A 12,821-nucleotide genomic window follows, 5' to 3' on the forward strand; every position below is an offset into this window, starting at 1 on the left:
AGGGTTAGCCCGGATTGCGTATAGATCCCGCGGGGGTAAACGTTCCAGCTTCCCTCTGGTCGTTAAGCTCTGGGCAACGTCGGACTTCACGGTTTCCAGCCCGTCTCAATCTGCGTATGGGCGGCGATTGCCTCCGCCGATTTTCTCTGCCGCGATCTGATTCGCGGCGATGTAGCCAAAGGTCATCGCCGGCCCGATAGTCGAACCTGGTCCGGGATAGGTTTTTCCCATGACCGCGGCCGAGGTATTGCCGATCGCATAGCATCCCTCGATGACGCTGCCATCGGGACGGAGGACGCGGGCGCAGGCGTCTGTGCTCAATCCGCCCTTGGTGCCGATCTCGCCGGGATCGATCCGCAGCGCGTAGAAAGGGGCGCGGTCGATCGGGCCCAGGCACGGGTTCGGCTTGGAGGAGATGTCGCCATAGTAGCGGTCGAAGATATTGCTTCCCTTGCCGAATTCGAGGTCGGTACCATCCGACGCATAGGCGTTCATTTGCGCGACAGTCGTGGCAAGGCCGCGTGGATCGACGCCGATTTTTGTGGCCAGTTCGGCCAGCGTTCCGGCGCGATAGATGACATGGTCCAGCCAGCCATGCGGAATCCGGGAGTCAGGCTGTATGCTGCCGGGAAGCAGCACGCCGCAGGGATAGCGTTTTCTATACTCCGCGTCGAACACGAGCCATGCCGGCACATTCGCATTTGTTTGCGCATGGTCGGCATACATGGCGTGGATGATGTCCGGGTACGGCGCTGCTTCGTTGACGAAGCGTCGACCGAGCCGATTGACCAGCACGCATCGCGGCAATGAGCGCTCCACGAAAAGCCCGCGTTGTTTTTCCTCCCCGGGAACCCGTACCGTCGGCACACCCCATGTGTATCCCATCAGCGAAACGTTCGCGCCGAGCTTGAGACCGGCCCGAATTCCATCTCCGGTATTGATGGGCGGGGCGGCTGTCCATTCGGCTTGCGTGGGCTTCGGCAGGTATTGGTCGCGCATTTCCTGGCTGGATTCGAAACCTCCACAGGCGAGCACCACCGCGCATCGCGCGCGTACGTTGTACTCGCGTCCCTGCCGCTCCACCGCCACGCCGATCACGCGGGCATCGTGCGCGTGGAGCGTGCGCATCGGGGTGTTGAGCCACAGTGGTATGGACCGATGTGCGAGTGCCGCACGCAGGCTTGCGACCAAGGCGTTGCCAAGCGTCAGCCGGCGGTCCCTGGGCGTTCGGCAGCGCCAGCGCAAATCCGTTGCGTACCGGAACGCGAGGCGTGCCAACAGGCCGAGCCAGCCGGACTCCTTCGCTACGATGGTGTGGGCTTCGATCTGCGTCAGCGCTATGCGCCCGCCGACCAGGGTGGCGGGCGATGGGGCGCGGAGTTCGTCAAATGCATCGCCGAGCCGGCGCGCGTCGAATGCCGCTGGCTCCATGGTGCGGTAGCCCGGCTTTCCTCCCGTGCGGTCCGGATAGTAGTCGGGATAACGGGGCACCGCGTGGAAATGCGTCTGCGCCTGCGTGGCGAGATAGTGGACCATCTCCGGCCCGTTTTTGAGATAGGCATTGATTCTGCTCAGATCGAAATCTTCCCCTATGACATCCCGGAGATACGCCACCGCTTCCTCATAGGAGTCGTTGCCGCCGAGAGATTGGATCTGATCATTGCAAGGGATCCAGATTCCGCCGCCGGAAATAGCCGTCGTGCCCCCATAGTGCGGGCTTTTCTCGATGAGGAGCACGGTCAGACCGAGATCGTGTGCGCGCAGCGCGGCCGTCATCGCGCCTGCCCCGGAACCGGCGACCACCACGTCGTACGTTGTATCCCAATTCACGGCCGGATTGCTGTTGTTCATTGGCTTGCCTTCAACGTTAAGTGTTTTCCAGGTGACCTGTACCAGTCAGTGGTTAGGCGGGCCGAAGTACGCCGGTTCAGAGGTCAACAAGTTGCCCGTTTCCGAGCGCGGCAAAGCGCATCGGGTGCGGCCACTATGGCACATAAATACAGAAATGAGTCAAAACAATGGCACAAAAAATATTCTTTGTGCAATACTGGGTGAAGGCGCTACGGCAATGCCGGGATCACACTGCGATCAAGAGCGCATCACTCCGCAAGAGGCAAGGTTCCGAATGAATAGACAACTTCGCTGGGGAGACGCCAGCCGAATAGACAGTCCCGAGCAAGGGCGCGTCCTGATTCTGAGGTCCACGCTCGACTGCATGGCCGAGATGGGTATCGAGGGTTTCACCGTGGATGATGTGGCCAAGCGCGCCAACATTTCACGCAGAACCCTTTACCGCTACTACAGCACCCGGAATGATCTGATCCAAGCCGCGATTGACGCGGAAAACGGCGTCTTTTTCGAGGAGATGCAGCGTAGCTTGTCGGGCTACGAGGGGGATTTCGAGGGGTATCTCGAAGAGTGCGTGTGTTTTGCCGTGAAGTACCGGCAACGCCTCGCCGGGCTTCGTCAGGACTACCTGGCCAGAAGCGTTACGGCGGAGGTGTTTCCCTACATCCTCGAGAACATCAAGCCCATGTGGCACAAGGTGCTGGCTGACCGCTACCGCGATTACGTAGAGAAGTCAGGCGCGACGCCAGCCTCGCTGGACGACATCATTGCGCTGGCTAGCCGCATCGGGCTTGCCTATAGCCTGGTTCCTGCGGACGAGGGTGCGATTCGCCGGCAGATGCGGATTCTCCGCGGCGTCCGGCCTGGTAGGACTGCGTGACTTTGTGCGGCATTCCGCCCGCATGACAGATTCACATGTGAACGAAAGACGCTTCCCCCCTCTGCCCGCTTGTCGGTGCGCAACTGGCGCCGATCGGATGACCGATGCGGAGCGATAAACGGCACGCCTTGCGCTCCCGTGGCGCTGGTGCTGGTATGTCTATCAAGACGCAATTACAGGAGCCAGTCAATGAGTCGCACATCGTATCGCCACCTGTTGGCGCCTGGCCGAATCGGCACGATGACACTACGCAACCGCATCGTCGTCACCGCGATGGGTGCGAGCCTTGCGGAGCCAGATGGCCAATGCGGTGAGCGCATCGTGCGCTATCACGAATCGCAGGCCAAAGGGGGGGCGGGGCTGATCATCACCGGCGTCGCCGGCGTGGCTTGGCCGACCGGTGCCAATCAGGTGAACCAGATCGCCATTTCGGACGATCGCTTTCTTCCCGGCCTGACCGCTCTGACCGAAGCCGTCCACGCGCACGGCGCAAAGATCGCCGCGCAGTTGCACCATGGCGGGTTGATCGGCGTGGAGGATATGCTTGCGGGGCGGCCGGTGTGGGCGCCCTCCCTGCCTGAACCTCCCACTGGCGATTTCACCGAGGCGTTCTTGCTCGAAGAGTTGGCCGAGGCGCCGTTCGGCCGCATCACCAGTGTGACGATTCAGGTCATGACGAAGGCCGACATCGACACGCTGATCGCGCAATTTGCCGCGGCCGCGATCCGGGCGCGGCGGGCCGGCTTTGACGGCGTCGAGATCCATGGCGGGCATGGCTATCTCCTGTCGTCGTTCATCTCGCCCACGACGAACCGGCGTACCGATGAATATGGAGGCCCGCTGGAAAATCGCGTCCGTCTCCTGGTCGAGGTGATTCGGGCCGTGCGTACGGCGGTTGGTCCCGATTTTCCTGTGTGGTGCAAACTCGACTCGCGCGAGGAAGGCATTCCAGGCGGCATCACGATTGACGAGGCGGTGCGCACCGCGCGGATCGTCGAGGAGGAGGGGGCCAACGCGATCACCGTGAGCGCCTATCACGACGCGGGCAAGCCGAAGTTGCATTCGGCATCGCATACCCCGCATGAGCCCGGGCTCAATCTTCCGTTTGCGGCGCGGATCAAGGCCGCGGTCAGCATTCCGGTCATCGCATCGGGCCGGATCGAGCCCGCGCTGGGCGACGAAAGGATTGCCGATGGCTCGATCGATTTCGTCTCCATGGGGAGAAAGTTGCTAGCAGACCCGCATCTGCCGCAAAAGCTTGCCGAAGGGCGGCCCGATGACGTACTCCCCTGCATTTACTGCTACACGTGCATTAGCGCGATCTACGTTGGCAAGCCGCTGCGCTGCGCGGTCAACCCCGAAATCGGTTTCGAGTATTTGCATCGTCAATCGCCGAAGGGTGGCAAGCGGGTCGTGGTTATCGGCGCAGGCCCTGGTGGCATGGAATCGGCGCGGCGGCTACGGTTGGACGGGCATCAAGTGACGCTGCTGGAGCAGGCCAACCAGCTGGGCGGCACGTTGCGCATTGCCGCGCTCGCCTATGAGGCCAACGAGCCACTGCTCGACTGGCTCCGGCACCAGGTTGAATCGTCACGAATCGACGTGCGCCTGCGCACACAAGCGACGCCTGAGCTGCTGCGCACGCTATCCCCGGACGTCGTTGTCGTTGCAACCGGTGCGGTGCGCGGATTGCCGCCGATACCAGGAAACGACCTGCCGCACGTCATGAGCGGGGACGACATGCGCCGCCTGATGCTTGGTGAAGGCTCACAGGAACTGGCGCGCAAGGTCGGGTGGGCGACACGCATGGCATCAAGGATCGGTGCGGCGAGCGGCCTGACCTCGAATCTCGATTTCGTTCGCCAGGCGACCCGGCAATGGATGCCGTTGGGCAAGCACGTCGTGATCATCGGTGGCGAACTGGTCGGTCTCGAACTGGCCGAGTTCCTGTCCGAGCGCGGACGATTGGTGACAGTCGTCGATGAGGCGCCGCGGTTCGGCGCGGGACTGACGATAGTCCGCCGGATGCGGCTGCTTGCGGAGCTTAAGGAGCACGGCCTTGGTCTCTTTCCGGGTGCCTCGGACATCCGGATCGAACCTGACAGGGTTTGCTTCACCGATCAGGCAGGCAATGCGCAGGCGGTCGATGCGAATACTGTCATCGTGGCTAAAGGTGCGGCAGGTGACTTGACGCTTGCCAGGCAGTTGGAGAGCGAAGGCTTCAAGGTCCATGAAGTCGGCGATTGCACCGGCATCGGCTATATCGAAGGTGCTATGCGCGGTGCGGCGAGAGCGGCAAAGGAAATCTCGCAAATATGACTCCCGGCTTTAGAGCGGTGCCCCGGCTGGGTGTTGCGGGATTCCCCTTAGTCTGCCCAGACGAAGCGGCTCGCCGGGCCGGTGACTAGTATCAAGCAAGAGGCCAAAAAGCGCTCGGGAGACAGCGTTGATTTCGCCTTTTTCTTTTTTCCTCTTTTTCACTCACGAAACCGAACACCATGACAACTACCATCATCACTGGCTCGGCCTCCGGCATGGGCGCGGCCGTACGCCGGCGCCTGCTGGCGGACGGAGACAGGGTCATCGGCATCGACCTGCGCGATGCCGAGATCCAAGCCGACCTCTCCACCCGGCACGGACGCGAGGCCGCTATCGATGGCGCGCTGTCGCAGTCCGGCGGCAGGATCGACAGGCTGATCTGTTGCGCTGGTCTGGGCCCGCATGTCGATCCTGCGACGCTGGTCGCCTCGGTCAACTACTTCGGCGTGGTAGCCATGCTGGACGGCTTGTTCGCGGCATTGCGGCAGGGCAAGGCGCCGTGCGCCGTGGTGGTGTCGTCCAATTCGGCCACGCTGCAGTCCTGGGCAGGCAGCCCGCTGCGCGACGCCTACCTGGCGGGCGATGAGGACGGCGTGCACGCCCTGGTGCGCGCGGCGCAGGAGGCGGGTGGTGAGCAGGCCGCCCAGGCGGGCTATCTGGCGTATGCGAGCGCGAAGAACGCCGTCGCGGCAGCGGCACGGCAACGCGCCGCCAGCTGGGGGCGGGCCGGGGTGCGCCTGAATGTGATTGCGCCTGGCGCGGTGGAAACACCTATGCTGCAGGCTGGCCTGCGGGATCCGCGCTATGGCGATGCCATCCGCGACTTTCTGCCTCCCCTTGGGCGGCGCGCGCAGCCCGATGAGGTGGCCGCGCTGATCGCGTTCCTGTGCCGACCCGAGGCGGCATATCTACACGGCAATGTCGTGTTCATCGACGGTGGCGTCGACGCTGTGCAAAGGCCGCTGGAGTTCTGATCCGCACGGTCGCCGGGCCGGCATCCAAATTGGGGGGGGGCGGCCCGGCCGGTTGTCGGAAAAGTCAGTCGAGGTCGAGTTAGCGGGTGGCACAGCTTATCCCCGCCTTGCTTTTCGCTGTAGCGCTGGATGGTAGCGTGCAAGTAGGGCCCGCTGCGCCCGCATTCGCAAGGGGCATCCCAGCCGCTCAAGGTAACTTCGTCGCCGGTGATCAAGTCACCCCAGTAAGAATCCGGCGACAGATCAATGTGGCTATCTCTAGCGCTCCATCTCGACAAAAAGCGGAGCGCCTTCCTTTGGTGCCGGGCGTATTTAGGCAAACCGGCCTCCGTCCGTGATCACATCGACAGCATTAGCCGTGCCTCGTCGTTCAGGTCCGCGACGCGACGAACGCCTGGTCACTATGGCGATGCCAATCTGCCTACGAACACTATCCGTTGGGATAGTTCGCGGCAATCAGACTCGTGCGAAGAATCGTAAATTGCGCATACATGTCGTGCACCAGGTAGAGATCGCGGCGCCGAGTCCAGGCCTGCCCTGACTGTGGGTCATAATTCAACGGCAGGGCAACTTCCTGCGCCGCGTAAGCGTCCATGCCGCGCGCTTTGGACGTCTGTATGCATCGCTTCGCATGATCCCGGTGACCAACGACGGCCACTTTACCCATTGCTGTCGCTGTACCCTCAAGCGCGACAATCGCGGCTGCCACGCCATCGGTACTCAGGTAGGTAATAGAGCCATCCGCCGCGATAACGGGCTCGACCGAATGGAGGTCAGGCAGTTGGTATTTTGATGTCAGAAACCGTGCAATTTCCCATTGCGCGTATACCTTAACCGGCTTCATCTGGTAGATCTTGTACACCGCATCTGCGAGTGACTCATTGATAGGGCCAGGATCAGGCAGTGCGGCTTGGTTGGCGCCATTACTGGAGGTGTTTCCACTGGCAGCGTTGGGCCTGTTTCCAAAGCTGTAGGCAACAATTCGATCGACCTGTGCCGCCGGAATTGTTGGTAGATCCCAGGTGAAGCCGATGTCCATCAGGTAAGGCTGAATGACATTGGCGATCGACGCATCGGTCAGTTCCGTCGTCAGCTTTCCAATCATCTGCCTCTTGAGTTCAGTGTCGGACATTGTCGGAACATCTGTGACAGCGGCGTCACTGCCACCACAAGCACTCAGAGCTGTTGTCAGCAGCGGGAGCGTTACTGCGGTCGAAGTGGAAAGAAGAAATTTGCGGCGTGTAGACAAGAGAACCTCTAATTGGGGAGCGGGAGACTAGTTTTTTACCGCACCACCATTACAGGTTGATGTACCAATAGGTTGTGTGGGGAAAGAGCAGGTGTACCACATCATTCAACCGTTCGATCTTCTCTATGCCTTGCTCGTCCGCCAGCCACAATCCACTTACACATCCGACGTACCGGCTCGATGCCGTCCTGTGGCATTGCCGTATCCTCGAAGAGTGCCGCAGCGCCGAGCGAGGGCTGCTCGACCGGGTGAGAACATCTGCGGTATTGCCTCACGGAAATACCGCAGAATGGATTCGGAAATCCCCGATGTTTGGCAGGAGAAATGATAATCGGCCTGTAGGTGAGGTTTTTCCGAAAGGATCAATTACTTTCCCAATAGTGCCAGGAAGCCCACGATATCGTCGAAGGTCAAGGCATAGAGGTCTGCCATCTATTGCTGGCGGGCCTCGCCTTACCCATGACGGGGTCGGCGAGACCCGGGTGGAGGGGGCTCAGCGCAGGCGGATATCCACTCGTTCGATGGCGCCGTTAAACGGATAACCGACGGTGTAACGTCCGGCTGGCGAGCCGGTATCCATGCCAACGTCAAAGGTCTCGTCAGGAGAGAAGAAGCCTGGCGTGGTGACCGGCAGATGGCCACTGCCTACCGCCGTTCCGTTCACCAGAAGCGTGCCGGTGCCGCCCTTGGCATAACCTGTTCCCTCGTAAGCGAAGTCGAACTGCACAACGTTCCTCCCCGGTTGCAGCGGCTTGCTACCCGTAATCTCCATGCGCGCCACATCGAACACTTTCTGCACGTAGACGGGCTTGCCCTCATCGTTAAGGTAAAGGGACCAGCCCGCGGTAGTGCCACCCATGGTGGCAATGACACCATGGGCGCCGCCCTTGGGAACATCCACCGTGGCCACGATGCTGTACGAGCGGTTCTTGATCGCTGGCGCTTCAGCTTCAGGGATGCCCACCGCTCCCGCGAAGTAGCTGAACTCCGTGCGCTTACCAGTCAAGTTGGGCAGAGGCGTGCGGGAGCAGGCCGTATCCTGCAACGGTAGTACTTGATTCTTTGCTGCCTCTGCCAGAAACAACGCCTGCATCTCCTTGAGTTTCTCCGGCAATCTGGCCGCCAGATCGGTGGACTGGCTGAAGTCCTCGTTCAGGTTGAAGAGACTCCAGGTGTCGTCGGCGAGCCGTTTGCCCTGGCATGTGCTCGCCCACGGGTCTCGGTCCTTGTGCCGGGCCGAAGCCAACCAGCCATCGTGATAGATCGAGCGGTTGCCGAATACTTCGAAGTACTGCGTAGTGTGCTTCTCCGGCGCATTTTTATCGGCGAAGCTATAGAGCAGGCTCGTGCCGTCCATTGGACGTTGCTTGACGCCATTGACATCTGCCGGGGCCTTCAGTCCCGCCGCCTCAAGAATGGTTGGCGCCAGATCGTTCACATGAGAGAACTGGCTGCGCAGACCACCGTGATCCCGGATTCGTGCAGGCCAGGAAACCACCATACCGTTACGAATTCCGCCCAGGTGCGAAGCAACCGTCTTGGCCCATGGCAGGGGAGAACTCATGGCCCAAGCCCAACCGGCTGGATACTGCACATAGCTGTCCGGGCCGCCCAGGCTGTCGAGGCGCTTCACCAGATCGGCAGCCGGTGTCTCAGGCATGCCTTGCAATCTACCCATGTAGCTATCCCCGCCGTGGATGCCGCCTTCAAGGCTTCCCCCGTTGTCCCCCATCACGTAGATAAACAGCGTGTTGTCAAACTGGCCGCTCTCCTTCAATGATTGCACCAGGCGGCCAATCTGTGCATCGGTATGTGCGAGGTACCCTGCGTAGACTTCCATTAACCGTGCGGCGACCCGCTTCTGGTCTGTGCTGAGGCTTTCCCAGGCGGGGAGTTCATCCGGCCGCGGAGTCAGCTTTGTATCCTGCGGTACGACGCCAAGGGACTTTTGCCGGGCCAGAATCTCCAGCCGCATATCGTCCCAGCCCTTGTCAAACTTGCCACGGTATTTCTCGATCCATGCCCTGGGTGCCTGGAGCGGAGCATGGGTGCCACCTGGGGCGAAGTAGACGAAGAACGGCTTGTCGGGTGCGATCGAGTGTTGCGCATGCATCCAGTTGATGGCGCGTGTCGACAGGTCTTCGTTCAGGGTGTAGTCCTTCGAGGCTGTCCTTAGGACTGGCGTGGTGCCATCGTATAGCGAAGGATTGAACTGATCGGTTTCGGCGCCGATAAATCCATAGAATTTTTCGAATCCCTGGCCGGTCGGCCAACGGTCAAAGGGACCGACCTGTGATGCTTCCCAATCGGGTGTCAAATGCCATTTGCCAAAGGCCGCAGTGCTGTAGCCCTGTTGACGCAACAGTTCGGCGATGGTTGCGGAGTCCTTTTGCAGAACCCCACGATAACCCGGATAACTGCTTGGCGAGTTCAGCACTGCGCCGACACCGGCTGCGTGGGGATTGCGGCCTGTGAGTAGCGAGGCGCGTGTCGGCGAGCACACCGCAGTGGTATGAAATCGGTTATAGCTCAAGCCCTCACGGGCCAGGCCATCCATCGCCGGCGTCTTGGCCGGTCCGCCAAAGGTGGAGGCCGCACCGAAGCCTACGTCGTCAAGCAAGACCACTACCACATTTGGCGCACCGGCCGGCGCGTGCAGCAACGGCACGACTGGCGGGGTATCGCCAGGCTGCACCTCGTTGCTGGCAGCCCAGCCAAAACCGGTCGCGGCACAACTTAGGGCCAGGCACAACGCCGTGGCCAAACGCTTGCGTAGTCTGTTCATGATGATTTCCCGCGTCTCCTGTTTTTTTCGTTCTCGTCGATGCCTATTGCGCTTTCGCGTGGGCGTGTGCCAAAATTTCTGAGCATTCGATTGAATCAAATGTTCGAATGGAATTTAGCAAGCGCCGTGGACCGTCGTCAAGACAAAATTTCGCCGGCTACGGTCGCCGATTGCACGCTGCTCGGCGCCTTTGACTCAAAAGTCTCTGTTGCCAGACTCATTCGATCACTCAAACCATCTTGACAGGAGACCCCCAATGGAATCGTTACTCGCGTCACCCAATACAGCCGTGATCGTCACCGGTGGAGCGTCTGGGCTTGGGCTTGCCTCGGCCCGAGCATTGGCCGCCGTAGGCCGCGACGTCGCGCTGTGGGACATTCAGGCAGAAAAGGCACAAAACCGAGCATCGGAGATTGCCAAGGAATTTGGCGTTGCGGCGGTTGGTGTTGGCGTCGACCTGTGCGATCCCGGCGCGCTGCGGGTTGCGCTGAACGCAACCCGCGCGGTATTGCCCCGGATCGGTGGCTTGCTCCACGCGGCGGGCACGGTCGATACCGGGTCGCTCGAAGGCATCACTCCGGAAAAATGGGATGCTGGCATCCATGTTCACCTCCGCGCATTTGCACTGCTGGTGCAGGCGTTGTTGCCGGATCTGCGCGCCAATCCGGGGTCTGCGGTGGTCGGCATCGCGTCAATCAACGCCACCTTGGGCAATCACATCAACCCCATCTACAGCGCGGCGAAAGGCGGCATGTTGTCACTGATCCGGTCGCTGGCGGACGGCCTTGGGCGCGATAACATCCGCATCAACGCGATTTCCCCGGGCCAGATCTTGACGCCAATGCTCCAACCCGCCGTGGACAGTTTGCCGGCAGGAACCTTCGAGCGCCGCATTCTCCTCAGCCGACTGGGACAGCCGGAGGAGATCGGCCGCGTTGCGCGCTTCCTATTGTCGGACGAGGCGAGCTACATCACTGCGGCGGAGATCGTGGTGGATGGCGGCAACATCTCATCGCAGCGTATGTGAGTCGGCAGTAGTGCTGAACGTATAATCGGGCGCCACATTCATTGAGTCGTGCCCTGCCGCGCTGTTTCGCTGGGGGTATTGGCGTCATTGGCCAATCGCCCCCAGCGGGGCAGGCGGCATCCCGTACTACTTGTAATCGATGACATCTCCTACTGTAAAAGGCGAGGCCCGGGAACGCATTCTGCTGGCGGCCGAAGAGCTGATGGCCAGGTATGGCGTGGACGGCGTGTCGGCCCGCAGCATCAACGCAGCGGCTGGCGTTAGCGCCGGTATTCTCCACTATCACTTCGGCGGACTGGATAAGGTGGTGGACGCGCTGCTGGAACGCCATATGATGCCGTTGATGGCACAACGCCGTGAAATGTACGCTTCACTTCAGGCGCAGCCGCAGGTCACGCTGCGCGGCGTTGTGGAAATACTTGTTATCCCGCTTGCCAGGAAAATCATTGAAGAGGGCAGTGCGGGTGCACGCTATGTTCAGTTTTTGGCGCGCCTCCATACGGACCGCAACCCGAAGATCGCCGAGATATTCGAGCAGTCGTTTGGGGGCAACGCCGCCGCCTTGGTTGCAATGCTCCAGCGCATCCTGCCCGAAATCCCTATGGAAGTGCTCAGGTCGCGCCTGATTGTCTGTTCCCATGCGATGCTCCATAGTCTCGCCGAAATATCCGCTCGTCCCCAAGCGCTGATATCTCCAGGCAAGCCGCCGCGGGATCAGCTTCTGTGGAACCACGTGGAGATTCTGATCGAGTTTCTTTGTGGCGGGCTTGCGGCGCCAACCAGCTTGCACAGTTAAGGCGGCACATCGGGTTTTGTCCGACATGGCAGGCAACGGTGGCGGCGATCGAATACGGTAGTACCGTACGCGCGTGTGCCGCCACCAGGGGTGAGCGCTTCAGGCTAGTCAGCCTAATCGCAGGCCGCGTGTTTGAGGGCCAGGATTGACGGCTGCGGCGGGCTGGCCAGTCGCAGCCTGCTGCATTTGGCCGGCGCTGTTCTACGGCACAGCGTCCGGCCGGTTACGGGAGCCGTTACCAGATTGTCTTGACGTGCGGGTAGGCGCGGATCTTCTCGTCCTTCGTCACCAGCGGCACGGAGAACTTGCGCGCGGTGGCCACGATCATGCGGTCGGCGGGATCCTTGTGGAATACGCCCGGAAGTTCTACCGATTTGATGGCGATCTCGGTATCCACAGGCACTACGCGTACGGCTTCAATTTGCCCCACGGTGGCGAACCAGCTGGCCGCATCCATTGATAGAACAAGGCGCTCGCGTGCCACCAGTGCTGCGATTTCCCATGCGGAAATCGATGAGACGAGTATCTGGCCGCCGTCCAGTTCCTTCTCGATGCTCGCCTTCGCCTTCCTGCTCAGCAGCGGATCGCGACTCACCCACCAGACTAGCGTGTGCGTGTCCAGGACGATCACTGCGCCGCTTCCCAATCATCGGCGTCCACCGGCTCGGTCGGTGCGTTGTAGCGCACCACGGAATCGCGCAGGATTGCCAACGGGCTACGCGAAGTACTCCGATATGGCCGGACCTCGAGAACCGGCTTGCCGTGATTGGTCACCACCAGCGGTTCGCCCGAGTCCTCAACCTGGCGGAAGTACTCCAGCGCATGTGCCTTGAAGTCCGATTTCGAGACTTGCTTCTCCATCTCTGCTCCTGGTCATATGTCTATAGTCATATATTCTAAGCCAAGATGACCGGCAGACTTGAGCCTTCTTTTGACGGCGGGT

At 60.9% G+C, this 12,821-nt stretch carries 10 protein-coding genes; 5 read left to right on the forward strand and 5 right to left on the reverse strand.

All coding sequences use genetic code 11. From position 1 onward, the window contains the following. Window positions 1-105: 105 nt before the first annotated feature. Window positions 106-1,851, reverse strand: a complete 1,746-nt coding sequence (locus AC1RQC_RS12775) for an FAD-binding protein (protein ID WP_492883561.1) — start codon at window positions 1,849-1,851, stop codon at window positions 106-108. 274 nt (window positions 1,852-2,125) lie between these two features. On the opposite strand from AC1RQC_RS12775, the gene AC1RQC_RS12780 reads away from it, so the two are divergent. The 3 genes from AC1RQC_RS12780 to AC1RQC_RS12790 all read left to right on the forward strand — a co-directional run bounded on the left by AC1RQC_RS12780 (window position 2,126) and on the right by AC1RQC_RS12790 (window position 6,021). After that, complete coding sequence (locus AC1RQC_RS12780; protein ID WP_492374315.1) at window positions 2,126-2,728, forward strand: TetR/AcrR family transcriptional regulator; 603 nt, start codon at window positions 2,126-2,128, stop codon at window positions 2,726-2,728. 189 nt (window positions 2,729-2,917) lie between these two features. Beyond that, window positions 2,918-5,047: an oxidoreductase gene (locus tag AC1RQC_RS12785; RefSeq protein WP_492813900.1), complete on the forward strand. Its 2,130-nt coding sequence runs from the start codon at window positions 2,918-2,920 to the stop codon at window positions 5,045-5,047. A 179-nt stretch (window positions 5,048-5,226) separates the two neighbouring features. After that, entirely contained in the window at window positions 5,227-6,021 is a 795-nt protein-coding gene (locus AC1RQC_RS12790) for an SDR family oxidoreductase (protein ID WP_492374317.1), read from the forward strand. A gap of 430 nt (window positions 6,022-6,451) precedes the next feature. On the opposite strand, the gene AC1RQC_RS12795 is transcribed toward AC1RQC_RS12790, so the two are convergent. Together AC1RQC_RS12795 and AC1RQC_RS12800 are read right to left on the reverse strand one after the other, a co-directional pair. Beyond that, a complete protein-coding gene (locus AC1RQC_RS12795) occupies window positions 6,452-7,270 on the reverse strand; it encodes a hypothetical protein (RefSeq protein ID WP_492831110.1) in 819 nt (272 codons plus the stop codon). Between the two features lie 493 nt (window positions 7,271-7,763). Further along, the gene (locus AC1RQC_RS12800; protein ID WP_492883563.1) at window positions 7,764-10,055 is read right to left on the reverse strand and encodes an arylsulfatase; all 2,292 of its coding nucleotides are present in this window, start codon (window positions 10,053-10,055) and stop codon (window positions 7,764-7,766) included. A gap of 256 nt (window positions 10,056-10,311) precedes the next feature. Here AC1RQC_RS12800 and AC1RQC_RS12805 point away from each other — a divergent pair, with 256 nt between their 5' ends. Beyond that, window positions 10,312-11,082 carry an SDR family NAD(P)-dependent oxidoreductase gene (locus AC1RQC_RS12805; protein WP_492883565.1) on the forward strand — a complete coding sequence of 257 codons (771 nt, stop codon included), beginning with the start codon at window positions 10,312-10,314 and terminating at the stop codon, window positions 11,080-11,082. Between the two features lie 139 nt (window positions 11,083-11,221). Further along, entirely contained in the window at window positions 11,222-11,878 is a 657-nt protein-coding gene (locus tag AC1RQC_RS12810) for a TetR/AcrR family transcriptional regulator (protein WP_492883567.1), read from the forward strand. 235 nt (window positions 11,879-12,113) lie between these two features. On the opposite strand, the gene AC1RQC_RS12815 is transcribed toward AC1RQC_RS12810, so the two are convergent. Next, window positions 12,114-12,509: a type II toxin-antitoxin system VapC family toxin gene (locus AC1RQC_RS12815; RefSeq protein WP_492813893.1), complete on the reverse strand. Its 396-nt coding sequence runs from the start codon at window positions 12,507-12,509 to the stop codon at window positions 12,114-12,116. Continuing rightward, entirely contained in the window at window positions 12,506-12,739 is a 234-nt protein-coding gene (locus AC1RQC_RS12820; protein WP_150992282.1) for a type II toxin-antitoxin system Phd/YefM family antitoxin, read from the reverse strand. The genes AC1RQC_RS12815 and AC1RQC_RS12820 overlap by 4 nt, the downstream gene beginning before the upstream one ends. Window positions 12,740-12,821: the final 82 nt, after the last annotated feature.

This window comes from Cupriavidus sp. GW822-FHT03E04 (assembly GCF_058801495.1).